24 protein-coding genes are annotated in these 24,622 nt (G+C 71.3%); 4 read left to right on the top strand and 20 right to left on the bottom strand.

The window, feature by feature from the left end; genetic code table 11:
* Positions 1–396 precede the first annotated feature (396 nt).
* Positions 397–1,668, top strand: a complete 1,272-nt coding sequence (locus FHS08_RS12525; protein WP_167039434.1) for a CoA transferase — start codon at positions 397–399, stop codon at positions 1,666–1,668.
* A gap of 61 nt (positions 1,669–1,729) precedes the next feature.
* On the top strand, positions 1,730–2,842 hold the full coding sequence (locus FHS08_RS12520; protein WP_167039432.1) for a pyridoxine/pyridoxamine 5'-phosphate oxidase: 1,113 nt from the start codon (positions 1,730–1,732) through the stop codon (positions 2,840–2,842).
* 72 nt (positions 2,843–2,914) lie between these two features.
* Here FHS08_RS12520 and FHS08_RS12515 read toward each other — a convergent pair whose 3' ends face one another.
* On the bottom strand, positions 2,915–3,709 hold the full coding sequence (locus FHS08_RS12515) for a DUF4184 family protein (protein WP_167039430.1): 795 nt from the start codon (positions 3,707–3,709) through the stop codon (positions 2,915–2,917).
* A gap of 130 nt (positions 3,710–3,839) precedes the next feature.
* Here FHS08_RS12515 and FHS08_RS12510 point away from each other — a divergent pair, with 130 nt between their 5' ends.
* Positions 3,840–4,559, top strand: a complete 720-nt coding sequence (locus tag FHS08_RS12510) for an AfsR/SARP family transcriptional regulator (RefSeq protein ID WP_167039428.1) — start codon at positions 3,840–3,842, stop codon at positions 4,557–4,559.
* A 4-nt stretch (positions 4,560–4,563) separates the two neighbouring features.
* Here the strand turns inward: FHS08_RS12510 and FHS08_RS12505 are convergent, their stop codons facing one another.
* The 5 genes from FHS08_RS12505 to tyrS form a co-directional block, all read right to left on the bottom strand.
* Entirely contained in the window at positions 4,564–5,004 is a 441-nt protein-coding gene (locus FHS08_RS12505; protein ID WP_167039426.1) for a hypothetical protein, read from the bottom strand.
* Complete coding sequence (locus FHS08_RS12500; protein WP_167039424.1) at positions 4,997–5,314, bottom strand: hypothetical protein; 318 nt, start codon at positions 5,312–5,314, stop codon at positions 4,997–4,999. Before FHS08_RS12500 ends, FHS08_RS12505 begins: the two co-directional genes overlap by 8 nt.
* Before the next feature lie 11 nt (positions 5,315–5,325).
* Positions 5,326–5,550: a hypothetical protein gene (locus FHS08_RS12495; RefSeq protein WP_167039422.1), complete on the bottom strand. Its 225-nt coding sequence runs from the start codon at positions 5,548–5,550 to the stop codon at positions 5,326–5,328.
* A 39-nt stretch (positions 5,551–5,589) separates the two neighbouring features.
* The gene (locus FHS08_RS12490) at positions 5,590–6,612 is read right to left on the bottom strand and encodes a matrixin family metalloprotease (RefSeq protein ID WP_167039420.1); all 1,023 of its coding nucleotides are present in this window, start codon (positions 6,610–6,612) and stop codon (positions 5,590–5,592) included.
* Between the two features lie 215 nt (positions 6,613–6,827).
* The gene (gene tyrS / locus FHS08_RS12485; protein WP_424960801.1) at positions 6,828–8,138 is read right to left on the bottom strand and encodes a tyrosine--tRNA ligase; all 1,311 of its coding nucleotides are present in this window, start codon (positions 8,136–8,138) and stop codon (positions 6,828–6,830) included.
* Positions 8,139–8,270: 132 nt separating this feature from the next.
* Here tyrS and FHS08_RS12480 point away from each other — a divergent pair, with 132 nt between their 5' ends.
* Entirely contained in the window at positions 8,271–8,864 is a 594-nt protein-coding gene (locus FHS08_RS12480) for a hypothetical protein (protein WP_167039418.1), read from the top strand.
* Positions 8,865–8,873: 9 nt separating this feature from the next.
* On the opposite strand, the gene FHS08_RS12475 is transcribed toward FHS08_RS12480, so the two are convergent.
* From FHS08_RS12475 to FHS08_RS12410, 14 genes are all read right to left on the bottom strand, one after another.
* On the bottom strand, positions 8,874–9,512 hold the full coding sequence (locus tag FHS08_RS12475) for a SatD family protein (protein ID WP_167039416.1): 639 nt from the start codon (positions 9,510–9,512) through the stop codon (positions 8,874–8,876).
* Between the two features lie 152 nt (positions 9,513–9,664).
* Positions 9,665–11,107, bottom strand: a complete 1,443-nt coding sequence (argH, locus tag FHS08_RS12470; protein WP_167039414.1) for an argininosuccinate lyase — start codon at positions 11,105–11,107, stop codon at positions 9,665–9,667.
* 61 nt (positions 11,108–11,168) lie between these two features.
* Entirely contained in the window at positions 11,169–12,314 is a 1,146-nt protein-coding gene (locus FHS08_RS12465) for a heparan-alpha-glucosaminide N-acetyltransferase domain-containing protein (protein WP_341800397.1), read from the bottom strand.
* A complete protein-coding gene (gene argF / locus FHS08_RS12460) occupies positions 12,293–13,216 on the bottom strand; it encodes an ornithine carbamoyltransferase (protein WP_167039412.1) in 924 nt (307 codons plus the stop codon). The genes FHS08_RS12465 and argF overlap by 22 nt, the downstream gene beginning before the upstream one ends.
* A complete protein-coding gene (locus FHS08_RS12455) occupies positions 13,213–14,430 on the bottom strand; it encodes an acetylornithine transaminase (RefSeq protein ID WP_167039409.1) in 1,218 nt (405 codons plus the stop codon). The genes argF and FHS08_RS12455 overlap by 4 nt, the downstream gene beginning before the upstream one ends.
* Positions 14,427–15,332, bottom strand: a complete 906-nt coding sequence (gene argB / locus FHS08_RS12450) for an acetylglutamate kinase (protein WP_167039407.1) — start codon at positions 15,330–15,332, stop codon at positions 14,427–14,429. The genes FHS08_RS12455 and argB overlap by 4 nt, the downstream gene beginning before the upstream one ends.
* Positions 15,329–16,486 (bottom strand): bifunctional glutamate N-acetyltransferase/amino-acid acetyltransferase ArgJ, encoded by a 1,158-nt coding sequence (argJ, locus tag FHS08_RS12445; protein ID WP_167039405.1) that lies wholly within the window; start codon positions 16,484–16,486, stop codon positions 15,329–15,331. Before argJ ends, argB begins: the two co-directional genes overlap by 4 nt.
* Positions 16,483–17,529 carry an N-acetyl-gamma-glutamyl-phosphate reductase gene (argC, locus tag FHS08_RS12440; RefSeq protein WP_167039403.1) on the bottom strand — a complete coding sequence of 349 codons (1,047 nt, stop codon included), beginning with the start codon at positions 17,527–17,529 and terminating at the stop codon, positions 16,483–16,485. The genes argJ and argC overlap by 4 nt, the downstream gene beginning before the upstream one ends.
* Before the next feature lie 407 nt (positions 17,530–17,936).
* A complete protein-coding gene (locus FHS08_RS12435; protein ID WP_167039401.1) occupies positions 17,937–18,674 on the bottom strand; it encodes a dienelactone hydrolase family protein in 738 nt (245 codons plus the stop codon).
* A gap of 25 nt (positions 18,675–18,699) precedes the next feature.
* Complete coding sequence (locus FHS08_RS12430; protein ID WP_167039399.1) at positions 18,700–19,293, bottom strand: DUF2510 domain-containing protein; 594 nt, start codon at positions 19,291–19,293, stop codon at positions 18,700–18,702.
* Positions 19,294–19,363: 70 nt separating this feature from the next.
* Complete coding sequence (gene pheT / locus FHS08_RS12425) at positions 19,364–21,895, bottom strand: phenylalanine--tRNA ligase subunit beta (RefSeq protein ID WP_167039397.1); 2,532 nt, start codon at positions 21,893–21,895, stop codon at positions 19,364–19,366.
* Complete coding sequence (gene pheS, locus FHS08_RS12420) at positions 21,895–22,944, bottom strand: phenylalanine--tRNA ligase subunit alpha (protein WP_167039394.1); 1,050 nt, start codon at positions 22,942–22,944, stop codon at positions 21,895–21,897. Before pheS ends, pheT begins: the two co-directional genes overlap by 1 nt.
* Before the next feature lie 59 nt (positions 22,945–23,003).
* Entirely contained in the window at positions 23,004–23,912 is a 909-nt protein-coding gene (locus FHS08_RS12415) for an amino acid ABC transporter permease (RefSeq protein ID WP_167039392.1), read from the bottom strand.
* Positions 23,909–24,565 (bottom strand): ABC transporter permease subunit, encoded by a 657-nt coding sequence (locus FHS08_RS12410; protein ID WP_167039390.1) that lies wholly within the window; start codon positions 24,563–24,565, stop codon positions 23,909–23,911. Before FHS08_RS12410 ends, FHS08_RS12415 begins: the two co-directional genes overlap by 4 nt.
* Positions 24,566–24,622: the final 57 nt, after the last annotated feature.

Genomic DNA, 24,622 nt, shown 5'->3' with positions numbered 1-24,622 from the left:
TCCAAAGGAATCTCACCCGATCCGAAGACCAGGACGAGGTAAAATTTGGCATTTGACAAGTGCACGCTGTTGAGTTCTCAAGGATCGGACACTCCTACGCGTCGGCTTCGCAGCTTCCCACGCAGGGCAACCTGACTATCTTATCCCATCCCGACCGGCTGTCAAACCGACATCGGCAGTCATCTGGAAGAGGATGTGTTCTCCGCTTGAGGGGGCGGGCCGTCTGGCCTCTCGCTCTTCCCTGTGGGGCGAACAAGTAATACTTTACGTGCCCCCACACCTCCCGTCGAATCCACCCCGCACCCCGGGCGTGTCGCACGGAGCGATCCGCGGAAACACGCGCCTCCGGCGCCCGTGCGTGCGGTCGGACGGGCACGGCGGGCGTACCGTCTGGACATGGCCACGGACCAGCCGGCAGTCCCCCTGCCCGCGCGGACGAGCGTCGGCGCGCTCGCATATGCGGCCGTGTACGCGGCGTCGGACGCCGCCGCACGCGTCGCCGGAGGCGGGGCCGTTCGACTCGACCCCGAGCGGATCGCCGTCGCGTACGCGAGCGAACGGCATCTCCGCATCGCGGGTGAGGCCCCTCCGGCCTGGGCGGCGTTGTCAGGCTTCTTCCGCACGTCGGACGGCTGGGTCCGCACGCACGGCAACTACCCGCACCACGCGTCGGCGCTGCGGCGCGGGCTCGGTCTTCCTCCCGACGCCGACGGCGAGGCGCTGGCCGCAGCACTGGCCGGCGTTCCCGCCGGCGTCGCGGTCCAGGCCGTCTCGCGCTCAGGCGGACTGTGCGTCGCCGTCAACCACGAGAAGCCCGACGTCGACGACGAGCTGCGCACGACACGCCTCGTCGAGGACAGACGGCTCGGCGCGGCCCCGCTCAAGCCGGGTCCGGGCGGGCCTGCCGACGCGCCGCTGCGCGGCATCCGGGTCCTCGATCTCACGCGCGTGATCGCGGGCCCCGTCGGCACGCGGACCCTCGCGCTGCTCGGGGCCGACGTCCTGCGCATCGACCCGCCCGGCATGCCGGAGATCGCGTGGCAGCACCTCGACACGGGACACGGCAAGCGCTCGGCGGTGCTCGACCTCGCGTCGTCGCCCGGCCGCGCGCGCTTCGAGGCGCTCCTGGCCGACGCGGACGTCGTCGCGCTGGGCTACCGCCCGGCGGCGCTCGCGAGGCTCGGGCTCTCCCCCGCCCAGCTCGCGCAGCGCCGTCCCGGCGTCGTCGTCGTCCGCCACACCGCGTGGGGCGATCCCGACCGTCGCGGGTTCGACAGCCTCGTGCAGGCGTCCTCCGGGATCTCGTGGATCGAGTCCGCCGACGGCACGCGCCCCGGCGCACTGCCCGCGCAGGCCCTCGATCACAGCGCGGGCTACCTCCTGGCCGCTGCGGCGATCGACCTCCTCGCCCGCCGGGCGCAGGAAGGCGGCTCATGGCTGGCGGAGACGTCGCTGCGGCGCATCGCGGCGGAGCTGCTCGGGATGCCGCGCACGGCGGAGCCCGAGACTGCGGCATCCTTCGATCCCGCGCCGCATCTGCAGACGTTCGACGTCGACGGCGCCCTCGTGACGACGGCCGCCCCCGCCGTCTCGTACGACGGCGGGCCGGTCGCGTTCGCGCCCCCGCGCCCCTGGGGGCAGGACGAGCCGTCATGGCTCGCTCGCTGAGCGGCACGGCAAGGGACGCATGCCCCGCTGCGGCGGGTGCGGCATCCGGTACCGTCGCATCATGACGTCCCTCGAACGGTGGGCGACTCCCGCCGACCTCGCCGCCGCAAGAGAGCGCTTCGCCGCACGGATCCCCGGGTGGACGCAGCCGCTCGCGCACGCCGTGGCCTTCGTGCCGTCCGGGGAGGCGGGCCCGAGGCCTGAGCACTTCCCGCTCGTCGGCACCGTCGCACATCGGCTTCCCGCCGTCGTGCTCGCATCCGTGCTCGGCCACGCCGGCGGAACGGGCGCGTTCGAGGTCTCGCGTGAGCAGCTCGACCGCGCGATCACTCTGCTCGAGCCCGCCGAGGCGTGTCCCGACGTCACGCATCCCAACCTGTGGCGCTGGCGGGACGCGATCCGTCCTGCGTGGGAGAGCGACCCGGAGGCGCGCGTCGTCGCCGTGTTCATCGGCCCGGACGGCGCCGGACGGTCCGACGGCGACGCGGTCGCTGCGCTCCGGGATGCCGTCGGCCGCCCCCTGGCGTGGCGGGAGCGCCTCCGCGGGCTCGCCGTCCTCCCCGCGGAGCCGATGGGCTTCTCGGTCGAGGGCGCGCCGGACGATCCGCGAGAGCTCTTCGAGGAGTGGCTCGACGCCGCCATCTCGCAGGGGGTCTCCGCACCGCACGCGGGGACGCTCTCGACCGCGGGCCCATCCGGGAGCGTCGGTGCGCGGACCCTGCTGCTCAAGGACCTCGACGAGCGCGGCTGGTGGTTCGCGACACGGACGGAGGCGCCGAAGGCAGTCGACCTCGCGGCCGATCCGCACGCCGCTCTGACCTTCTTCTGGCGCGAGCACGGTCGGCAGGTGCGGGTGTCGGGGCTCGTCGTGGACGCAGGGCGGGATGCCACTGCCGTCGACTTCCTCGCGCGGCCGGCTCACTCGCGGGCGGCGGCGATCATCGGCGCCCAGAGCGCCCCGCTGGGCTCATTGGCGGAGTACGCCGACGCATTCGCCGAGGCGAAGTCGGAGATCGCGACACACCCGGACCTCGTGGCGCCGAACTGGTCGGCGATGGTGCTGCAGCCGACGGTCGTGGAGTTCTGGGCGGCGACGAGCGACGGCCAGGTGCGGCTCGAGTACCGCCGCGACGCGCTCGGCGGACCCTGGCGGCACGGCCTGCTCTGGCCGTGAAGCCCCGCGCGGCAGCCGACTCGCGGGGGCGCGGCCCCGAGGCACGCGGGTCGGTCCGCTCGCCCGCCCGGATCAGCGCTTGCGGCGCGCCCGCACGAGCTGCACGATCACGCACAGCACGAAGGTCAGCCCGCACCACAGAGCGGACGCGGGCGGCAGCACCCGGTAGGCCAGGTGCGCCACGGTGAACTCGGCGTCGAGGGGACCTGACACGAAGAGACCGGTCGCCCACGCGATCGCGAGGATCACGGGCAGCGACGCCCACCACGCCCACCTCACCGCGGAGGGGAGAACGCGATCGACGGATGCCGCCGCCGACCGCTTCCGAAGCCAGAGCACAGCCCACACGGCGATGATCGCGAGCCCCACGATCCCTGAGCCGTACTGGAGCCACTTGTAGCCGGGAAGCGGGCCCCATTCGGTCTGCAGCGCAGCCAGGCCGAGCCGGCCCTCGTGCGTGAACGCATCCCAGAGCGGATGGGAGATGACGCCGATGAGGATCGATGCCGCGAGGGCGAGCGGGTACCACGCCCGCCGCGGTCCTGAGTGGGCGACTCCGAGCGTCTCGAGCGCCGACGCGGCGGCTCCGGCATCCCACTCCCCCGGAAGCCGCGCCGCCAGCGCACGCGGCGAGAGCTCGCGCGCGGCGGGTCTCAGGACGCTGCGCCACACGAAGAGCAGCACGAGCGCGACGAGGCTCGTGACGACGACTCCCTCGGCCGAGTGCGTGTACGCGTAGGTGAGGGGCGTGCCGCGCACGAAGAGCGGGAGGTCGGGGGTCATCGCACCGACGGCGACGGCCGCGGGAACGAGCGGCGTCCGCACGAACGGCAGCGCGACGACGGCATGGCTCGGTGTGAACGGCATCGCCCCGACGCTACCCGAGTCGCGCGAACCGGCGGACGCGCACACCCGACGTGGGGATCGCCGGAGTGGTATCAGCGCACCGCGAAGACCCTCTTTCATGTATGGCGGATGGGGCTTCGGGAGGTGCGACATGGAACTCACGTGCGACAGCCTGCGCCAGCGCTCACATGCGAGCACGACCCTCGCTCTGCTCCCGGACTTCGAGCTGACGCACGACGGCGTGCCGGTCGCGGTCGCCGGCCGTGAACAGCGGCTTCTCGCGCTGCTGTCGATCACGACGCGTCCGATGCGCCGGACGAAGATCGCCGGCATGCTCTGGCCGGACAAGACGCACGAGCGCGCGCTGATGTGCGTCCGGTCTTCTCTGCACCAGCTGCACCGCCTCGAGGTCAACCCGCTGATCGAGTGCGATCGTGGCTCGATCGCGCTCTCGCCGAATGTCCACGTGGACTGGGACAGCGCTGTGCACGTCGGGGAGCGGGTGGTCGCCGGCGAGGAGTGCGAGTGCGGCGATCCCGTCGCGATGCTGCACCATCCGCTGCTGGAGTCGTGGTGGGAGGAATGGCTCGAGAGCGAGCAGAGCCGCTTCACGGAGCTGCGTGCGCGCGCGCTCGAGACCCACAGCCGTCGGCTCGCGGCGAGCGGCTCGTTCGCGCGCGCGGTCCGCGCCGCGATGGCCGCCGTGCGCGCAGAGCCGCTGCGTGAGAGCGCGTATGCCGCGCTGATCGACGCTCAGCTGGGCGAGGGCAATCGCGCCGAGGCGATGCGGACCTTCTCGCAGCTGGCGACGATCCTGAAGGACGAGCTCGGGGTTCCGCCGAGCTTCGCCCTCCGCGCGGCGAGGGACTGAGTCCTCAGCCGGCGGAGTGCGTGGGAGAGCCGGACAGCGTCCACTCCCCGTCCGCGTCGACGAACTCGAACACGATGGACTCGAGGGGGACCTCCCGGCCGCTCTGCCACGTCGACACGCTCACACGGACGCGGACGCCCGCGGCGGTCTTCTCGGGGCGGGCGACGTGCACCGCCGCCTGCACGCGTCCGCTCTGCGTCGAAGAGTCCTCGGCTGCCGCCAGGATGCGGATCGGACCGCCCGCGCGAGCGGCCTCGTCCACGAGGCGCTCGGATCCGGCGCTGTCCATGCCGTCGACGACGACGCGGACCGCTCCGTCGTCGTCCCGTGCGAACGCCAGATCCGCCAGGCGGACAGGAGATGCTCCACCGGGAAGCGGACGCGAGAGCACGGCGGCGAGCAGCAGGTTGCCCTGCAGCTCGCCGCCGCGGCCGGCGTCAGTCATCGCCCGGGGCTCCCGCGATGATCGCGTCGAGATCGGTCAGCGACATCGGCGGCGGAGCCGCCGTGTCGGCCTGTCCGGCGATCGCTCCCCCGACGCCGTCGGGCGCGGGTCCGGCGATCTCGCCCGCCCCGGCCGAGACCGATCCGGCGGCGGCATCCGGTGCGGGGCCCGCCGCGGATCCGCCCGCGAGCCCCGCGACGTCGCCGCCCACGGACGGATCCGGTGCCGGTGCCGACGCGTCCGACCCGACGGCGGCATCTGAGCCCGCCGCCACGCCGCTGAGGCTGATCGTGATGTTCATGCTGCTCATGTGCGGACTCCTCACAGGTAGACGGCGACGATCTTGCTGTCGGCGGCGTCGGTGTCGACGCGAACGGTCGCCCCGCTGCTGCGCGCCGCCGTGAGCGCGACGTGGGTGTTCGTGTGCCCGTCCGCACTCGTCTCGGAGATCTTGCGCCACCCGCCTGCGGCGTTGAGCCATGCCCACGCGTTCGAGGCGTGCGGGGTCGCGTAGATGCGACCGATCGTCGTGTTGTATACGGCCATGATGTCTTTCCTTTGCTTCCTGCTGTAGAGAGTGATCGTTCAGAGATAGACGGTGTCGATCTCGTTGCCGGTGACGTGCAGCGTCACCGCGCTGCCGGCGGCACGTGCCCGCACGAGCGTGGCGAACACGTTCGAGACGCCGTCCGCCGTGAGTGGCTGGATCTTGCGCCAGCCGACGCCATGGGGATACGCCCAGGCGTTCTTGGAGTGGGGCGTGGCGTACACGCTGTCCAGCGTCGCCGTGATCCACGGGCTGCCGCCGTAGATCGATTGGATCCCGGCGATGTCGTCATCGCTGAGGAATCGGTGAGGCCCTCCGTAGTACGGGTACATGAGCGCACCCGACACCGTGGAGTGGGCGAGCCCGAGAGAGTGCCCGAACTCGTGCGCCGCGACCGTGTACAGGTCGGTGCCGGAGGCCGGCAGATCGACCGACCAGGTCTCGGCCTCGTCGAAGTGCGCGTCTCCCGCGATGTCCCCGCCGTTCGGCGGCGGATAGTAGGCATGCGCCAGCACACCGGACGCGCCGTCGAAGGGGCTCCCGTCCTGGTGGTCGCCCGCGACGAAGCGGATCCTGATGTCCGGGTCGTTCGCGTTCGGCACCTCGGTGAAGGTCAGCGGCGTGACGGCCGCCCAGTACCCGAGAGCGGTCGCGACGGCGGTTCGGGCCTGCGCCTGCGTGAGGTCGCCGGTGAACTCGATGAACCCGTATCTCAGGTCGTTCGTGGTCCACTTGTTGCCCTGCGCGACGAACTCGGCCGTGTCTGGGAATCCGCACCTCGGCTTCTCGAGCAGCGCGAGCGTGGCCGCGTCGACGACGCCCGTGACCGGAAGCCCGTATCGCGCCTGGAAGGTCTGCAGAGCCTCCTCGGTGAAGTCGTCGAACGTGCCCTGCTCAGGCTGCGGCGCAGCCAGTTCGCGACCGACGCCGAAGTCGTCCAGTCGATCCGAGTCGAGGTAGCCGAACGCCCGCAGGTAGTTCTGCAGTCGCGTGACGTCCGCTCCCTTCGAGCCCTTCTTCGCGCCGACGGCACGGGGGACGATCTCGTCCTTTGCGGCCATGGCATTCCTCCCATTTCCTCCGTGTGCGCGGACCGGATCACCGGTCCGCCATCGATCCGACGGATCGACAGCACGAAGGTATGGGGGTGCCCGTTACGGCGTCGTCATGCGCGCGTGAGGACCTCGTGCGCACACCGTCACGAGAACGTGACGAGACCATGACGGCTCGAGCGGCCGCGCGGTCACCGCTCGCTTCGGGCGCGCGGTGACGTCGCTCAGCGGCCCGTCGAGACGAATAGGCCAGCGAGGGTCTTCTTGCCGCGGCGCAGCACCGAGACCCCGCCCGGCAGCGCGCCCGTCACGAGCGCCCCCTCGTCCTCGACGCGAACGCCGTCGAGCGACACGCCACCCTGCGCGACCGCGCGGCGCCCCTCGCTGAGGCTCGCGACGAGTCCCGTCTCGACGAGGGCCTGCACGACGGTCGTCTCGAGCGAGACTTCCGCGTGCGGAAGCTCCTCGAGCGCCGAGCGCAGCGTCGCGGGGTCGAGGGCGGTGAGGTCCCCTTGGCCGAACAGGGCTTCGGATGCCGCGATGACGGCGGCGGCGGCATCCGGGCCGTGCACCGTGGAGGTGACCTCGAGCGCGAGGCGCTTCTGGGCCTCGCGACGGAACGGCTCGACCTCGACGAGCCGCTCGTACTCCTCGATCTCGGCACGCGAGAGGAACGTGAAGACCTTGAGGCGCTCGACGACGTCGCCGTCGTCGGTGTTGAGCCAGAACTGGTAGAACGCGTACGGGCTCGTCATCCCCGCGTCGATCCAGATGGCGTTGCCCTCGCTCTTGCCGAACTTCGTGCCGTCGCTGTTCGTGATGAGCGGTGTGCCGATCGCGTGCACGGACGCGCCTTCGACGCGATGGATGAGGTCGGTCCCGCTCGTCAGGTTGCCCCACTGATCGGAGCCTCCGGTCTGCAGAACGCAGCCGTACTGGCGGTACAGCTCGAGGAAGTCGAGGCCCTGGAGGATCTGGTAGCTGAACTCGGTGTAGCTGATGCCCGCATCGGAGTTGAGGCGGGCGGCGACGGCATCCTTCTTGATCATCGTGCCGACCCTGTAGTGCTTGCCGATCTCACGGAGGAAGTCGATCGCGGACAGGGGCGCCGTCCAGTCGAGGTTGTTGACGATGCGCGCTGCGTTGTCGCCGTCGAAGCTGAGGTACTGCTCGACCTGCCCCCGCAGTCGGTCGACCCACTCGGCGACCGTCTCACGCGTGTTGAGCGTGCGCTCGGCGGTCGGCCGGGGATCGCCGACGAGACCCGTCGATCCGCCGACGAGGCCGAGCGGACGGTGCCCCGCGAGCTGGATGCGGCGCATCGTGAGCAGCTGCACGAGGTTGCCGAGATGAAGGCTCGGCGCAGTCGGGTCGAAGCCGCAGTAGTAGGTGATGGGATCCCCCGCGAGCAGGGCGCGCAGCGCCTCCTGGTCGGTGGACACATGCACGAGTCCGCGCCAGACGAGCTCATCCCAGACGTTCTCGAACGTCGGGTCGTTGGCGGGCGCGGTCGCGCTCACGGGAGTAGCAGACACGCGCTTCAGGCTATCAGCGGGCGGACGCCTCCCCCGGCGGCGAGCATGCCGGGACGAGTCTTCCGCAGAGGAGTCGCGTCATCGGCCGAGCCCGCCCCGGGACCGCGGGAGGGTCGTGGAAGACTTGCGCGCATGGAGATCGCCTTCCCTCATGCACTGTTCGCCGCCGGCCTGTCGATCTTCGTCTTCCTCGCGCTGTCGGCAACGCTCGTGCTCAGCGTCATCACCGTTCGGCGTCCGACGACGGCGCCTCTGCTCGTCGCCGGCACGCTGGTCGTGTTCTCGACGGTCCTCGTCGCGGCAAGCCCCGTCGACATCGTCCCGATCGCGGGGATCGTGATCGCTCCGCTCGGCCTCGCCGTGGGAGTCGTGGGGGGCAACCCCGTGACTCGTCGCGTGCTCGAGGTGGCGACCGGCGGGCGCGTACGGGAGACGGCGGACGGCGGCATCCTCCTCCCTTCGACGCAGAAGGGCGCTTCGCCCTCGGACTTCGACTCGCTCCTTCGGGGCGGCACGACGATCGGCTACCTCGAGCGGCTCGCGGTCGTCATCGCGATCATCGCGGGATACCCCGAGGCGATCGCCGTGGTCGTCGCGATCAAGGGCATCGGACGCTTCTCGGAGCTCGCCGCCGCGGAGGCCCGGGAGCGTTTCATCATCGGCACGCTCGCGAGCCTGCTGTGGGCGTGCGTCGTCGGCGCGCTCGTGCGGCTCGCGATCTGGTGACGTCCGCGGTCAGTGCGCCGTGAGCAGGCGGAACCCCTCGACGATCGCCTGAGCGCCGGCGTTGGCGAGCAGCTGCGACACGGCGGGCTGCGTGATGCCCTCCGCCTTCGCCAGCTCGCGCTGCGTCGCACCGAGGCATCGCCCGTAGGTCAGCCGACGCGCGCGCTCGCTCATGCCGGCGACGAGCGCGTCGCGTGCGAGCAGATATGCGTTGGCGCGTCGCACGTCCTCGTGGACGGACGGCGGTTGATCCTCGGATGCCGCCACCCACGTGCGCGACGACGGCACGGCGCGCTGCTCCATCGCGTGCACGGTCTCGATCGCCGCTCGTGCCGCCCACCAGCCGGGTCCGTCCGGGATGTCGCCGCGGACCGAGGCGACCGATCCGATGGCGCCGACACCCAGGCCGAAGCGGCAGGCGACGCCGTCGGGAAGCGCGAGCTGCAGCAGAAGCAGTGACGCCATCGCGGCATCCAGGCTCGCGTACACGCCCTGCTGCTCGTCGCCCACGGTGGGACGCAGCGCACGGACGGCGAGCGGCAGGTCGCGCTCGACCCGGGTGATGGCCTCGTCGAGCGCGCGCTGGGCGGCATCCCTGTCTTCCAGCCGACGCGAGCCAACGATGTCGACGGTCACCGCGATGTCCATGTCAATAAGAATAGCGGTTATCAAATGTAAACATCAGCAATATGCTGATACTTCACTGATATCAGCCGTGCACTTATCGGACCGCATCGGTTCCCGGAAGGCGGGCCGGGCCGGTGCGGGCCGGACGACCCCGGCCCCGGCCGGTGCGCAGCCTAGAGGCCGAGCGCGTGCGCCGCGGTCTGGGCGCGCTCGATCAGCTCGGCGCGCTGCTCCGAGACGCGCACGGGCGCCGTGCCGCCGACGCCGGAGCGCGACGCGACGGAGCCCTCGATCGTGAGCACCGTGCGCACCTCGGGCGTCAGGCGCGGCGAGACCTGCGCGAGCAGATCGTCGGATGCCTCTTCGAGCCCGATGCCGCGCTGCTCGCACGCGCGCACGAGTGCGCCGGAGATCTCATGCGCGTCGCGGAACGGCACGCCCTGTCGCACGAGCCAGTCGGCGACGTCCGTCGCGAGCGAGAAGCCCTGCGGCGCGAGCTCCGCCATCCGATCCGTGTCGAAGCGCATCGTCGCGATCATCCCCGCGAAAGCGGGGAGGACGAGCTCCAGCGTGCGCACGGAGTCGAAGACGGGCTCCTTGTCCTCCTGCAGATCGCGGTTGTACGCGATCGGAAGGCCCTTGAGGCTCGTCAGGAGTCCTGTCAGGTTGCCCACGAGTCTGCCGGCCTTGCCGCGCGCGAGCTCCGCGATGTCCGGGTTCTTCTTCTGCGGCATGATGCTCGACCCCGTGGAGTACGCGTCGTCGAGCGTCACGAATCCGAACTCGCGCGTGTTCCACAGGATCACGTCCTCGGCGAAGCGCGACAGGTCGACGCCGATCATCGCCGTGATGAACGCGAACTCCGCGACGACGTCGCGCGACGAGGTGCCGTCGAGCGAGTTCTCGGCAGGGCGCGCGAGTCCGAGCTCCCGTGCGACGAGCGCCGGATCGAGACCGAGAGACGATCCCGCGAGCGCTCCCCCGCCGTACGGCGAGACGGATGCCCGAGCCGACCAGTCGCGCAGCCGCTCGAGCTCGCGGACGAGCGGCCACGCGTGCGCCTGCAGGTGGTGGGCGAGCAGGATCGGCTGCGCGTGCTGCAGGTGCGTTCGACCAGGCATGACGGCGTCGGGATGGGCCTCCGCCTGCGCGACGACGGCATCGACGAGCCGGAGGATGTCGCGTGCGATCGTGCGGGAGTGGTCGAGCAGATACATGCGCACGAGCGTCGCGATCTGGTCGTTGCGGCTGCGCCCGGCGCGCAGCTTGCCGCCGAGCTCGGGACCGACCTCCGCGATGAGCGCCGCTTCGAGCGCGCCGTGCACGTCTTCGTCGTCGGGACGCGCGACGAGCGTTCCGTCCTGGATGCCGCGGGCGAGCACGTCGAGCCCCTCGTGCATCCGCTGCTCGTCGTCCGCCGTGAGGTACCCGGCTGCGGCGAGCGCCTTCGCGTGCGCGTGCGATCCCGCGATGTCATAGAGCGCGAGGGCCCAGTCGAAGTGCGTCGAGCGGCTCAGGGCGGCGAGCTCTGCAGACGGCCCCGACGCGAAGCGGGCACCCCACAGCGCGCCCTCGTTCGTGCCCTGCGTGTCGTCGGTGGGATGGTTCTCGCTCACCACATCAGCCTATCGGCGCGTCTCGCGCGATCATCGCGGCCGCCCGCGCTGCACCGCGCCGTCAGGAGAGGGAGGCCGTGCGCTCCGGCGCGACGGGTCGGCCGGGCACCATGTACCGGGAGAAGCGGTCGACGGCGGCCTCGATGGGGCCCCGGCCGACCAGCAGCGCCCACGCGGTGCAGAAGAGGATCGTCACGAGGGTGAAGGGCACGAACATCTCGAGGACGCGCATCTCGTTCGGCCAGTTCCCCGGCTCGATCGTGGCCTGCATGACGGCGAGCGCGACGATCTGCCCCGAGTAGGCGGTCAGCGGCATCGATCCGAGCGCGCGCAGGGGTGCGAGCACCGCGCCGACCGCTCCGCGGGTCACGAGGAGCGAGAGACCGATGACGAGGATCGCGAACCCGCCCGAGCCGAACACCTCGCCCATTCCGCTCGAATGCGGGTCGACCTGGAAGGCGTGGTCGAGGAATCCGCCCTCGCCGGGGACCACCCCCGTCGCTTCCCGCCACAGGTGCCCGAACCCGTACCCCACGAGCGAGACCGCACCCCCGATCGCGACGAGCAGCAGCCCCGTCCGCCACGAGCGCAGCGGAAGCCGCCCGACCGCCATGCCCGCGACGAGGAACGCGATCCACACGACGAAGGGGTACTCCAGGCCCAGGATGAGGAACGCGGCCGACTGCTCGTCGGTGCTCCACTCCGCGACGAGCTTCACGAAGGCCCACAGCAGCGGCGTCGCGACTCCGAGCGCAACGGCGATGCCGGCCAGCCCCCGAGGCGGCACGGACAGCAGCGGGATCGCGAGGAGGAACAGGATGCCGTAGGTCGGCAGGATGATGATGATGGGCGTGTTCAGGGCGACCAGCATCAGCCCGATGAGGAAGATCACGAGCGCACGCACCGCGAGCCGCGCGGAGCTCGTGCGGAGCCGCTCGCCGTCGACGGGTCGCGCTCCCCCGGTCATGAGGGCGACGGACACGCCTGCCAGGGTCGCGAACAGGATCGACGAGCGTCCGGTCGCCACACCGCCCCAGGTCTCCGGGTCGAGCCCTGGGACGGGAAGCCCGATCAGGTGCGCGGCGAGCATTCCGATGACGGCGAGACCGCGGGCCGTGTCGATGCCGCCGATGCGGCTCGGCCCCGTCAGCCGCTCCCAGTTGCGCGCGACTCGCCGCGCCGGCGTCACTGCTGCCTCAGCAGCCACACGAGGAGGGCCTTCTGCGCGTGCAGACGGTTCTCGGCCTCGTCCCAGACGACGCTCTGCGGGCCGTCGATCACCCGTGCGTCGACTTCGTATCCGCGATCGGCGGGGAGACAGTGGATGAAGATCGCCTCGGGGTCGGCGATCCCCATGAGCTCCTCCGTCACCTTGTAGGCGCCGAGATCGCGCAGGCGTGCGAGCTTCTCCTCCTCCTTGCCCATCGACACCCACGTGTCCGTGACGATGACGTCGGCGCCGGCGGCGGCCTCGACGGCGTCCGTGTAGAGCGCCACGGAGCCCCCCGTCTCGGCCGCCCGACGGTCGGCGTCGGCGATGACATCCTCTCGAGGGGCGTAGTCCTCGGGAGACGCGACACGCACGTGCATGCCCGCCGTGACTCCCGCGAGCACGTAGGAGTGCGCCATGTTCGACTTGCCGTCGCCGAAGAAGGCGAGCGTCAGCCCCTTCAGATCGCCCTTGTGCTCCCGGATCGTCAGAAGGTCGGCGAGCAGCTGACACGGGTGGAAGTCGTCGCTCAGAGCGTTGACGACGGGGACGAGTGTGCCTCGCGCCATCTCCTCCAGCCCCGCCTGCGCATACGTGCGCCACACGATCGCCGCGACCTGCCGCTCGAGGACCCGTGCCGTGTCGGACGGCGTCTCCTTGCCCCCGAGCTGGCTGTTCGCGGTGGAGATGATCAGCGGAGACCCGCCGAGGTCGGCGATCCCGACCGCGAACGAGACGCGTGTCCGCGTCGACGACTTGTCGAAGATGACGGCCACGGTCTGCGGGCCGGCGAGGGGCTTGATCTGCCAGCGGTCCTTCTTGAGCTCGATCGCGAGGTCGAGGATCTCGCTCTGCTCGGCGGGGCTCAGGTCGTCGTCGCGCAGCAGATGACGGGTCATGCGGGAACCTCCGTGGATGTCTCGAGCAGCAGCGCGTCCTCGACCGTGCGCAGGGTCGCCGCGAACAGGCCGGCGAACTCGTCGATCTCGACGTCGCCGATGTTGAGCGCCGGAATGAGTCGGATCGTGTCGTCGCCCGTCGCGTTGATGATGAGCCCGTGCTCCTGCGCAGCCGCGACGACGGCTCGCGCGACGGGATGCCGCAGCCCGACGCCGATGAGCAGGCCCTGGCCGCGGCATCCCGTGACGAGCGGGGAGTCGATCGCGGCGATCGCGGCGCGCAGCTGGGCGCCGCGCTCGGCCGCGTTCTGCACGAGGCCTGCGCGCTCGATCTCGCCCAGGACGGCGCCGGCGACGGCGGTCGCGAGTGCGTTGCCGCCGAACGTCGAGCCGTGCGTCCCGGGGTAGAAGAGCTCGCTCGCGGCGCCGAACGTGATGAGCGCCCCGATCGGGAACCCTCCGCCGATGCCCTTCGCGACCGTGATCGCGTCGGGCGTGATGCCCGCGTGCTGGAAGGCGAACCACTCGCCCGTGCGGCCGGCGCCGGTCTGCACCTCGTCGATGATCAACAGCGCGCCATGCCTGCTGGTCAGCTCGCGCGCAGCCTGCAGATAACCCTCCGGCAGCTCGACGACGCCCGCCTCGCCCTTGATGGGCTCGACGAACAGCGCCGCGACGCGATCGTCGAGCGCGGCCTCGAGCGCCTCGATCGTGGAGTCGAGGTGCTCGACGCCGCTGACCATGGGGAGGAACGGCTCCTGCATCCAGGGCTTGCCCGTGAGCGCGAGCGTGCCCATCGTGCGGCCGTGGAACCCGTCGGTGAGCGAGAGGATGCGGGTCCGCTCGCCGCCGCCGTGGAGCCGGGCGAGCTTGAAGGCCGCCTCATTGGCCTCGGCGCCCGAGTTCCCGAAGTAGACGCGACCGGACTCGCCCGTACCCGCGAGGCGCTTGAGCCGCGCGGCGAGCGCGAGCTGCGGCTCGGTCGCGAAGTAGTTCGAGACGTGCGCGAGAGTCGCCGCCTGGCGCGCGACGGCCTCGACGAAGACGGGATGCGCGTGCCCGAGCGAGTTCACCGCGATGCCCGCGAGGAAGTCGAGGTAGCGCCGGCCCTCGGCATCCCACAGGTACGCGCCCTCGCCGCGCGTGAACAGCGCCATCCGGTCGCCGAAGCTCCGCACGAGGTCGCGCCCCGCGTCATCCTGCCAGGCGGTCATCCGACCACCACCTCCGTTCCGATTCCCTTGCTCGTGAAGATCTCGACCAGCACCGAGTGCGGCACGCGGCCGTCGATGATGGCCGCCGTCTCGACGCCGCCCTCGACGGCCTCGAGGCACGCCTGCATCTTGGGGATCATCCCCGACTCGAGGCGCGGCAGCATCTCGCGCAGCTCGCTCGTCGTCAGGTGCGAGACGAGCGAGTCGCGGCGCGGCCAGTCGGCGTAGAGCCCGGCCACGTCGGTCAGGACCACGAGCTTCGCCGCTCCCAGGGCCACCGCGAGGGCCGCGGCGGCTGCATCCGCGTTGACGTTGAGGGAGTGTCCCGGGTTGTCGAGGTCGGGCGCGATGCTCGAGACGACCGGGATGCGCCCTGCCGCGAGCTGGTCGAGGACGGGCTGCGGGTCGACCTCGACGACGTCGCCGACGCGACCGAGGTCCTGCTCGACGCCGTCGACGACGACGCCCCGCCTGCGTCCGCCGAACAGGCCGGCGTCCTCGCCCGAGAGACCCGCAGCGTGTGGCCCGTGCGCGTTGATCTTCGCGACGAGCTGCGGATTGATCTGACCTGTCAGCACCATCCGGACGACGCCGATGGCCTCCGTCGAGGTGACGCGGTAGCCGCCCTTGAACTCGCTCGGGATCGCGAGGCGATCGAGCATGCTGGAGATCTGCGGGCCTCCGCCGTGCACGACGACGGGCTTGACCCCGACATAGCGGAGGTAGGCGATGTCGGCGGCGAACGCATCCTGCAGCTCGTCGCTCACCATGGCGTTGCCGCCGTACTTGACGACGACGATCTGGTCATGGAAGCGGCGCAGCCACGGCAGCGACTCGATGAGACTCGCCGCCTTCGCGCTCGCCTCGTCGGGATCGGTGTCCTGGATCGCGGGCTCGGTCATGAGGAGTACGCGCTGTTCTCGTGGACGTAGTCGTGCGTCAGGTCGTTGGTGAGGATGATGGCCGAGGCGTCGCCCGCCTTGAGGTCTATCAGGACGTGCGTCGCGCGGGGCGTGAGGTCGACCTCCTCGCGCGGCCGATCGGGCCCGCCCGCCGTGCACACGCGGACGCCGTTCATCCACACATCGACGTCATACGGATCGAACGCGGCATCCGTCGTGCCGATCGCGGCGAGCACGCGGCCCCAGTTGGGGTCGTTGCCGAAGATCGCGGCCTTGAAGAGGTTGTTGCGGGCGACCGAGCGACCCACCACGACGGCGTCGTCCTCGGATGCCGCGTTCTCGACGACGATGCGGATGTCGTGGCTCGCGCCCTCGGCATCCGCCTGCAGCTGCTCGGCGAGCGCGATGCACGCCTCGGTGAGCGCCGTGCGGAACTCGTCGGGATCGGGGGTGACGCCGCTCGCACCGCTCACGAGGAGCGAAACCTGGTCGTTCGTCGACATGCAGCCGTCGGAGTCGAGCCGGTCGAAGCTCACGCGGGTCGCGTGCCGCAGGTGCGCGTCGGCCTCCTCGGGTGTGAGGACGGCATCGGTCGTGAGCACGACGAGCATCGTCGCGAGGCCGGGCGCCAGCATCCCCGCCCCCTTCGCCATCCCGCCGATCGTCCACGCGTCTCCGGCGGCGACGACGCGCTTGGGCCGCGAGTCGGTCGTCATGATGGCCTCGGATGCCGCCTCCGCCCCCTCGGCGGAGAGCTGCGCGATCGCCTGCTCCGTGCCGGCGAGCACTTTCGCGCGGAACACCTCGTCACCCGAGCCGATGAGGCCCGTCGAGCACACGAGGATGTCGCCGGCGCTCACGGCGAGCAGCTCGGCGGCCCTCTCCGCGGTCTCGTGCGTCGTCTGGAAGCCGAACGCGCCCGTGAAGCAGTTCGCGCCGCCCGCGTTGAGCACGATCGCCTCGACGGTGCCGTCCCGGATCACCTGCTGCGACCAGATGACGGGGTTGGCCTTGGCGCGGTTGCTCGTGAAGACGGCGGCGCCGACCTTGAGGGGGCCGCGATTGACGACGACGGCGACATCCGGCCTGCCCGTCGACTTGAGTCCGGCGGCGACGCCGGCGGCGACGAATCCCTGAGGGGCGGTGACGCTCACGGGGCGACTCCGTTCACGGTGAGAGCGCGGTCCTCTGGGAGCCCGAGCGCGATGTTCATGGACTGGATGGCGGCGCCCGCCGTCCCCTTGACGAGATTGTCGACGGCCGCGGCGACGACGACGCGGTTCGCCGCGCGGTCGATCGCGAGACCGAGGAGGGCGGTGTTGGCGCCCAGCACGTCGGCCGTGCGCGGGAACCGCCCCGCCGGGAGGAGCTGCACGAACGTCTCGCCGCGGTAGGCGGACTCCCAGGCGTCACGGATCTCGGCATCCGTCACCCCCGGCGCGATGGGAGCCGTCGTCGTCGCGAGGATGCCGCGCGCCATCGGCACGAGGACGGGCGTGAACGAGATGCGCACGTCGCCGCGCGCACCCGCCCCGACGAGGGCCTGGCGGATCTCGGGGATGTGGCGGTGCACGCCTCCTACCGAGTACGGGCTCGCCGAGCCGAGCAGCTCGCTCGCGAGCAGGTGCGGCTTGAGGCTCCTGCCCGCGCCGGACGGCCCGACCGCCAGCACGCTCACGATGTCGGACGGATCGACGACCCCCGCCGCGACGCCGGGCGCGAGGCTCAGGGCGACGGTCGACGCGTTGCAGCCGGGCGCCGCGATGCGGCTCGCACCGACGAGGTTCGCGCGCTGCCTGCCCCCCGCGACGGGAAGCTCGGGCACACCGTAGGTCCACGGCTCGCGGAAGTCGCCGCCGTAGAACTCGTCCCAGTCGGCGGCCGACGTCAGCCTGTGATCTGCACCCGCGTCGATCACGAGCGGCGTGTCGGCCAGCGTCTGCGTGTACTGCCCGGACTGGCCGTGCGGCAGCGCGAGGAAGACGATGTCGTGGCCTGCGAGGACGTCGGGCGTCGTCTCCTGCAGCGTGAGGTGCGCGAGCGACCGCAGGTGCGGCTGGTGTTCGATGAGGGGCTGACCCGCGTTCGAGTGTGCGGTGACGGTGCGGATCTCGACGTCGGGGTGCGACGCGAGCAGGCGCAGGATCTCGCCGCCTGCATAGCCGGATGCCCCGGAGACGGCGACCGAATAGGTCATGGATTCCACCTTAAGGTCTGGACGGAGTCGGACCGTCGCCGAGAGCGCTCGACGACGATGAGCCGGAGACGGCGACACCCGCGGGTCCACCCGCGAACGGGTGCCCGGCAGGGTCGCCTAGAGTCGGCGTCCGCCCGGACGTCGGCGCGCGGGAACGACGCTCATGAGGAGCATCGCGGAGGGCTGCGCGGCCGAAGGCATGCCGTGACGATAGCGCCTCGCGGCGGGAGGCGGCAAATCGGCGGGATGCCGCGGCCGACGAAGCGCTCGGCTGCGCGGCCGCTCAGTCAACCCGTTCCGCCGAGGACGAGGACGTCGGTCATGGGGTCACGATGGCGCAGCAGAGCTCGCCACAAACCCCCGACGAGCGCTCGTCGCGGCATCCCGTTCCGCCGTCGGCGCAGCCGTCACACGTGCGCGCGCAGGAACCGCGTGACCCGCGTCCACGCGTCCGTCGCGTCGACCGGGTTGTAGCGGCGACCCGCGTCGTTGAAGAACGCATGCGCGGAGTCGGGGTAGACGACCGGCTCGAAGTCGACGCCCGCAGCCGACATCGCCGAGACGACATCGGGGAGGGCGTCGATGAGCGAGGGGTCGTGCCGTCCGTACAGCGCGAGGATCGGCGCCCGGATCTTCGCGATGTCTGCGGGGCTCGGCGCGGTCCCGTAGAAGGGGGCGGCTGCACGGATGCGATCGTCGTCGGCCGCGAGGAGGAACGCGTAGGTCCCGCCGAAGCAGAACCCGGTCACGGCGAGGCGACCGCCCACGCCCGGCTGCGCCGCGAGCCAGTCGACGGTCGCCTCGAGCGCCGCGACGGCCCATCCCGCGTATTCCGGCGCCCGCGTGCCGGACAGCGCGTCGCGCATGCGGGGCTGTGCCGCCGTCCTCGCCTCTTCGTCGGCGCTGTTCATGACCGCGAAGAGCTCCTCGCCGAGGGCGGGCTCGAGACCGCCGCGGGTGAGGATGTCGGGCGCCGCGACGAGCCATCCGAGCTCGGCGAAACGGTCGGCGACGTCGCGGATGTGCTCGACGAGACCCCAGATCTCGTGGATCACGACGAGACCGCCGATCGGCTCCCCCTCGGGGCGCGCGATGTGGACGTCGAACTGCTCGCCCGACGCGGCGAGGGAGAGGGACTCGGGCATGCGAGAACCGTACCGCGGGGGCGCGTCAGACGATGAGGATGATCGCGGCCACGCTCAGCACGACTCCCGCGATCGCGAGTCCCTTGCGCCTGCCGGTGCGCACGAGTCCGCCGATCGACAGGCCGAGCCCGACGAGGCCGCCGAACAGCCCGAGGAAGACCGGGAGGAACAGCGAGACGAGGCCGACGACGAATCCCGCGACCCCCACGCCGTTCGGCGCCGGCACCGGCGCGACGACGTAGGGCACGACGCCGTGCGAGGCGACACCGTACGGCGCTGCTCCGTACGGTGTGGCGCCAGAGGGAGCGACGGCGTAGCCAGCGGCGGGGTGCGGCGGCACGGGCGCGACACGGTAGGGCGTCTGCGGCACGGGCGCGACGCCGTACGGCGTCTGCGGCACGTGGACGGTGCCGTAGGGGGTCCGCGCCGTCGGGGCCTCTGTCAACGGGGCCGCCGGCGCGATCGCGGGCCGCACGGCACCCGGCGCGGGCGGCGCGATGGCCGGCCGTCCTGCGCCCGGCGGCGTGGGCTGAGGCGCGACGTGCGCCGTCCACGCGGATCCATCCCAGAAGCGACGACGGCCGTGACCGTCGTCGTACCACCCCGCAGGAGTCGACATCCCCACCCTCTCGCCCGAACCGGTGTGCGTCGACTCTAGGGGTCTCGGCGGCTCAGCGGAACGACCCCCGCTACTCGCGGAGCGTCGCCCCGAACCTGTCGGCCGCGACGGCGACTCCCGCGAGCTTGGCGTCGGTCGCCTCCGCCGCCGTGAGGGTGCGATCGGACGAGCGGAACCGCAGCGCGAACGTCAGGCTCTTCACGCCCTCGGGCAGGCCCTCGCCTCGGTAGTCGTCGACGAGGCGCAGCGACTCCAGCAGCGCGCCGGAGCCCTCGACGAGCGCGTCGCGAACGGCGGCGGCAGGGATCGCGGCGGGCACGACGAGCGACACATCCTGCGTTGCGGCCGGGAATCCCGAGAGGGATGCCGCGACGACGCGCTCGCCCGCGAGCGAGATGACGAGGTCGAGGTCGAGCTCGGCGACGACGACGCGACCGGGAAGAGCTGCGCCCTCGGCGACGGTCGGCAGGAGCTCGCCGACGTAGCCGACGACGACGTCTCCGACGCTCAGCGCACCCGTGCGCCCGGGATGCAGCGCCGCGCGCTCGGCCTGCGCGACGCCGATCTCGACGCCTGCGGCCGCGGCGATCGTCCGAACGGCGTCGAGTGCGTCTGCGAGGTCGAACGGGGCGGCTGCCTGACCGGGCTGCTTCGCGATGCGGCTCCCCGTCAGGAGCACGGCGACGTGGCGAGGCTGCGGCGGGATCGAGGCGTCGAGCTGTGCGAGGGTCGCGGCATCCGGGCGCACGGCCAGTGGCGGGATGGATGACGTGCCGTACTCGACGCCGGGCTCGGGGAGGAAGACGGCGCCCGTCTCGAACAGCGCGAGATCGGTGAACCCGCGCGCGACGTTCCGGTGCGCGACCTGCAGGAGACCCGGCACGAGAGAGCGCCGCAGGAACGGCGCCTGGCCGTCGAGCGCGTTCGCGATGCGGATGCCGGGTGCGTGCGCGCCGGATGCCGACCCGTGCAGGTCGTTCTGCTCCTCGCCCGTGAACGGGAACGACGGGGTCTCGACGAAGCCCGCGGCCGCGAGCGCGTTCGAGACGCGCCGGCGTGCGCGCTGAGCGGTCGTGAGACCGCGGCCCGACGGGGGCGTCGGGAGCACGGAGGGCACGCGGTCGAGGCCGTGGATGCGGGCGACCTCCTCCGCGAGCGTCCACTTGTCGGTGAGGTCGGGGCGCCACGTCGGCGGATGCACCGCCCAGTCGTCGCCGAGCGCGATGACGCGGCATCCGACCTTCTCGAGCGCCGAGACGATCTCGTCCGGCGTGTACTCGACGCCGATGAGTCCCTGCACGAACCCGTGCGGCAGCTCGATCACGGGCACCTCGAACGACCGGTGCAGGGCTCCGCCGGCGGCCGTGTCCGTTCCGCCCGCGTACTCCACCATGAGCTCCGCGACGCGCGCCGCCGCGACGAACGGGATCGCGGGGTCGACGCCCCGCTCGAAGCGGCGGGACGCCTCGGACGGGAGCTTGTGCCGACGGGCCGTGCGCGCGATCGACACGGTGTCGAACGTCGCCGCCTCGATGAGGACGTTGCGCGTGGCATCCGTCATCTCGGTCGTGCCGCCCCCCATGACGCCCGCCAGTCCGATCGGGCCCGACTCGTCGGTGATGAGCAGGTCTTCGGTCGAGAGCTCGCGCACTCTGCCGTCGAGCGTCTCCAGCTTCTCGCCCGCCGTTGCGCGGCGCACCGTGATGCCGCCTGCGAGCCTGTCGAGGTCGTAGCCGTGGATGGGCTGGCCGAGCTCGATCATGACGTAGTTCGTGATGTCGATGAGGATGCCGAGCGAGCGGATGCCGGCGAGCGTCAGGCGCGCGATCATCCACGCGGGCGTGGGCTTGGTCGGGTCGACGTGGCGGACGATGCGGGCGACGAACTCGGATGCCCCGACCTGACCGCGGATCGGCGCGGCATCCTGGACGGCGACGTGGAACGCGTTCCCGTCCCGGAGGGCGGCCGCGCGCCCCATCCTCTCTGCCGGATCGCGGAACTCCGCGCCCGTCGCGTGCGCATACTCCCGAGCGATGCCGCGGATCGAGAGGGCGTACCCGCGGTCGGGCGTCACGTTGACGTCGACCGCGACGTCGTCGAGGCCGAGGAGCTCGATCGCGTCGGTTCCGACGGGGGCGTCGATGCCGAGCTCGACGAGACGCAGGATGCCGCTGTGCTCCTCGCCGAGGCCGAGCTCGCGCGCCGACGCGATCATGCCGTCCGAGACATGCCCGTAGGTCTTGCGCGCCGCGATGGGGAACGGACCTGGGAGCACAGCGCCGGGGAGCGTCACGACGACCTTGTCGCCGACGAAGAAGTTGCGCGCCCCGCACACGATGCCGTGCACGGCGGGGCCGCCGTCGGCCGCGGTCTCGTCGCCCGGAGCGACACGCACCTGGCACCAGCGGATCGTCTTGCCGTTGGACTGCGGCTCCTCGACGAACTCGAGGACCTCGCCCACGACGATCGGGCCGTGCACGTCGAAGCGGAAGACGTCCTCCTCCTCGAACCCGACCGACACGAGAGCCGCCAGGACGTCCTCGGGCGAAGCATCCTGCGGGACATCGACGTACTCACGCAGCCACGACAGAGGGACGCGCATCAGACCACCATTCCGAACTGCTCGCTGAAGCGGACATCGCCCTCGGCCATGTCGCGCATGTCCTGCACGTCCGAGCGGAACATGAGCGTCCGCTCGATCCCCATCCCGAACGCGAAGCCCGAGTACACCTCGGGGTCGATCCCGGCCGCGCGCAGCACGTTGGGGTTCACCATGCCGCAGCCCCCCCACTCGATCCACTGGGCGCCGCCCTTGAAGGTCGGATGCCACAGATCCAGCTCGGCAGACGGCTCGGTGAAGGGGAAGTAGTTCGTGCGGAACCGCGTCTTCGCCTCAGCGCCGAACAGCACCTTGGCGGCATGGTCGAGCGTGCCCTTGAGGTTCGCCATCGTGATGCCCTTGTCGACGACGAGCCCCTCGAACTGCGTGAAGACGGGCAGATGCGTCGCGTCGTACTCGTCGGTGCGGTAGACCCGTCCGGGGCACAGGACGTAGATCGGCAGGTCCCGCTCGAGCATGGAGCGCACCTGCACGGGGCTCGTGTGCGTGCGCATCACGAGGTGGCGTGCGACGGGGTCGACGAAGAACGTGTCCTGCATCTGGCGCGCGGGGTGGTCCTCGTCGAAGTTGAGGGCGTCGAAGTTGAACCACTCGTGCTCGAGCTCGGGGCCCTCCGCGATCTCCCAGCCCATCCCGACGAAGATGTCGGCGACCTCTTCCTGGAGGAGGGAGATGGGATGCCGCGCCCCGACGCGCGCGTGCTGCCCGAGCGCCGTGATGTCGACGCGCTCCGCCTCGAGCCGGGCTGCCGTCTCGGCGGCGGCGAGCTCTTCCTCGCGCGCCGCGAGAGCCTGCGTGACGCGCCCGCGCGCCTGCCCGATGAGCTTGCCGAACTCGGCCTTGCGGTCGTTCGGCACGTTGCGCAGCTGTGCGTTGAGCTTTGCGAGGGGCGAGCCCTCGGCGGAGTGCGCGCCGCGCGCCGCCTTCAGCTCTGCCGTCGTCGTCGCGCCGGCGATCGCGGCGAGCGCGGCGTCGAGGGCGGCATCGACAGCGGCGGGCGTGATGTCGGGGGAATCAGGTGCATCGGACACGAGGAACGAGTCTACCGAGGGCGGGTGCCCACCCCTGTCCCGATCGAGTCCGCGACGTGTCAGGGGCGCCCGCGTCGATCCTCGGCGTCCTGCGCGACGATGAGCTCCGTGTCGGTCGTCTCGTGCAGGAGCGGCGCGATCGCCTCCGCTGCGGCCCTCGCCTTCGGCGAGCGCCGCAGCTGCTTCTCGGCGAGGCTGGCGAAGTACGACAGCAGGAGGCACATCGCGATGTAGATGAGGCCGATGACGATGGTCGCGGGCACGATCGGCGAGCCGAACTCCGACCGCGATCCGAGGAAGCGTGCGTAGAACAGCAGCTCCTCGTACGTGATGATGAATCCGAGTGCCGTGTCCTTGAGCGTCACGACGAGCTGCGCGATGATGACGGGCAGCATCGCCCTGATCGCCTGCGGCAGGAGGATGAGGCGCATGACTCCGGACTTGCGCAGGCCGAGCGCGTAGCCCGCTTCGCTCTGGCCGTTCGGAAGAGACTCGACGCCGGCACGGAAGACCTCCGCGAGCACCGACCCGTTGTACGCGATGAGCGCGATCACGACGGCCCAGAACGGGACCATGCGGATGCCGATCGCCGGAAGGCCGAAGTACAGCAGGAACATGAACACCAGGACGGGGATCGCACGGAACACCTCGACGACCGCCCCGGCCGGCCACCTCACCCACGCGTGGTCGGAGAGGCGCCCGAGCGCGAGGAGGAATCCGAGCGCGAGCGCACCGACGGCGGCCACGGCGAAGGCCGACACCGTCGCCCACATCGCCAGCCCGATCTGGACCCACACGTTCGTGTAGGTGAACGCCGACCACTTGATCGCCGTGAACTGCCCCGTCTCGATGAGCCGCCACAGGATGAACCCGAGGACGCCCGCTACGACGAGCACCGTCACGATCCCGATGATCCGGTTGCGAGCGATCGCCCGGGGGCCGGGGACGTCGTACAGCACGGAGGTCATCGCGTCACCTTCCATCGGGTCTCGAGCGATCGCTGCAGCCACGACAGGAGCAGCACCAGTGCGACGAAGACGACCATGACCCACAGGATCGCGACGAACTGGTTCTCGCCGCGCTCGCTCATGTACGCGCGGACCGAGCCGAGGTTGATGACCGAGAAGCCGGCTGCGACCGTCGTGTTCTTCAGCAGGGCGATGAAGACGCTCATCATCGGCGGGATGACGGAACGGAACGCCTGCGGCAGCACGACGAGCCCCATCACCTGGCCGAAGGTCAGTCCCAGGGCCCGGGCGGCCTCCGCCTGCCCCACCGACACCGTGTTGATGCCGGAGCGGATCGTCTCGGCGACGTAGGTCGCCGTGTAGATCCCGAGCGCGCAGATCGCGAGCGTCAGGGACGTCTGGCCGGTCAGGCGCAGACCCAGCAGAGGGGGCAGAGCGAACGCGAACGCGAAGAAGACGAGAGTGAGTGGCGAGTTGCGGATCGTGTTGACGTAGAGAGCGCCGACTGCGCGGGCGACCGGCACCGGCGAGACGCGCATCGCCCCCACGATCGTGCCGAGGACGAGCGCGAGCGCTCCGCCGGCGAAGAAGAGGATGATCGTGCCGACCAGCATCTCGCCCCACAGGTCGAGATTGTCGAAGATGACGCCCACGCGCGCTCCTGTCGTGTCCGGTGGTCAGAGATTGCGCCGGGGGCGGCGAGCCGCCCC

The organism is Microbacterium ulmi, from assembly GCF_011759705.1.
Taxonomy (GTDB): domain Bacteria; phylum Actinomycetota; class Actinomycetes; order Actinomycetales; family Microbacteriaceae; genus Microbacterium; species Microbacterium ulmi.
This window is presented reverse-complemented; position numbering and strand designations above follow the sequence as displayed.

Bases quoted from the DNA above. Each gene is read 5' to 3' on its own strand.
- FHS08_RS12525 (WP_167039434.1), top strand. From the start codon at position 397: ATGGCCACGGACCAGCCGGCAGTCCCCCTGCCCGCGCGGACGAGCGTC.
- FHS08_RS12520 (WP_167039432.1), top strand. From the start codon at position 1,730: ATGACGTCCCTCGAACGGTGGGCGACTCCCGCCGACCTCGCCGCCGCA.
- FHS08_RS12515 (WP_167039430.1), bottom strand. From the start codon at position 3,709: ATGCCGTTCACACCGAGCCATGCCGTCGTCGCGCTGCCGTTCGTGCGG.
- FHS08_RS12510 (WP_167039428.1), top strand. From the start codon at position 3,840: ATGGAACTCACGTGCGACAGCCTGCGCCAGCGCTCACATGCGAGCACG.
- FHS08_RS12505 (WP_167039426.1), bottom strand. From the start codon at position 5,004: ATGACTGACGCCGGCCGCGGCGGCGAGCTGCAGGGCAACCTGCTGCTC.
- FHS08_RS12500 (WP_167039424.1), bottom strand. From the start codon at position 5,314: ATGAGCAGCATGAACATCACGATCAGCCTCAGCGGCGTGGCGGCGGGC.
- FHS08_RS12495 (WP_167039422.1), bottom strand. From the start codon at position 5,550: ATGGCCGTATACAACACGACGATCGGTCGCATCTACGCGACCCCGCAC.
- FHS08_RS12490 (WP_167039420.1), bottom strand. From the start codon at position 6,612: ATGGCCGCAAAGGACGAGATCGTCCCCCGTGCCGTCGGCGCGAAGAAG.
- FHS08_RS12480 (WP_167039418.1), top strand. From the start codon at position 8,271: ATGGAGATCGCCTTCCCTCATGCACTGTTCGCCGCCGGCCTGTCGATC.
- FHS08_RS12475 (WP_167039416.1), bottom strand. From the start codon at position 9,512: ATGGACATCGCGGTGACCGTCGACATCGTTGGCTCGCGTCGGCTGGAA.
- argF (WP_167039412.1), bottom strand. From the start codon at position 13,216: ATGACCCGTCATCTGCTGCGCGACGACGACCTGAGCCCCGCCGAGCAG.
- FHS08_RS12455 (WP_167039409.1), bottom strand. From the start codon at position 14,430: ATGACCGCCTGGCAGGATGACGCGGGGCGCGACCTCGTGCGGAGCTTC.
- argB (WP_167039407.1), bottom strand. From the start codon at position 15,332: ATGACCGAGCCCGCGATCCAGGACACCGATCCCGACGAGGCGAGCGCG.
- argC (WP_167039403.1), bottom strand. From the start codon at position 17,529: ATGACCTATTCGGTCGCCGTCTCCGGGGCATCCGGCTATGCAGGCGGC.
- FHS08_RS12435 (WP_167039401.1), bottom strand. From the start codon at position 18,674: ATGCCCGAGTCCCTCTCCCTCGCCGCGTCGGGCGAGCAGTTCGACGTC.
- FHS08_RS12430 (WP_167039399.1), bottom strand. From the start codon at position 19,293: ATGTCGACTCCTGCGGGGTGGTACGACGACGGTCACGGCCGTCGTCGC.
- pheT (WP_167039397.1), bottom strand. From the start codon at position 21,895: ATGCGCGTCCCTCTGTCGTGGCTGCGTGAGTACGTCGATGTCCCGCAG.
- FHS08_RS12415 (WP_167039392.1), bottom strand. From the start codon at position 23,912: ATGACCTCCGTGCTGTACGACGTCCCCGGCCCCCGGGCGATCGCTCGC.